Origin of the sequence: Pseudomonas batumici, from assembly GCF_000820515.1 — a bacterium.
Lineage (GTDB): Bacteria > Pseudomonadota > Gammaproteobacteria > Pseudomonadales > Pseudomonadaceae > Aquipseudomonas > Aquipseudomonas batumici.
In genome coordinates this window covers 1-452 of the sequence record NZ_JXDG01000083.1, presented here as the reverse complement: position 1 = coordinate 452, position 452 = coordinate 1, and the positions used below count along the sequence as shown (strand labels likewise).

1 protein-coding gene is annotated in these 452 nt (G+C 67.0%); it reads left to right on the top strand.

The window, feature by feature from the left end; genetic code table 11:
* Nucleotides 1-452, top strand: a 452-nt coding sequence (locus UCMB321_RS28280) for an AMP-binding enzyme (RefSeq protein WP_040071995.1), incomplete at both ends; no start/stop codon positions are given.

The following is a 452-nucleotide window of genomic DNA, read 5'->3' as shown; positions in this document are numbered from 1 at the left end:
CTGGATGCCCGAGGCGAGCCCGCACCGCTGGGCGTGGCCGGGGAAATCCATATCGGCGGAGCCGGTGTGGCCCGGGGTTACCTCAACCGCGACGAGCTGAGTGCAGAGCGCTTTATCGTCGACCGTTTCTCCCAAGCCCCGAACGCCCGTCTGTACAAGACCGGCGACCTGGGTCGCTGGCTGGCCGACGGCACCCTGGAGTACCTGGGCCGCAACGACTTCCAGGTGAAGATCCGCGGTTTCCGGATCGAGCTGGGGGAAATCGAGAACGTGCTGCTGGGCTGCGCCGGCCTCACCGAAGCCGTGGTCATCGCCCGTGAGGACCAGCGTCTGGTGGCCTACCTGTGCGGCGAACCGGTACCCGCCGAACAGCTGCGCAGCGAGTTGCTCAAGCACCTGCCCGAGTACATGGTGCCCAGCGCCTTCGTCCATCTGGACAGCCTGCCGCTGAC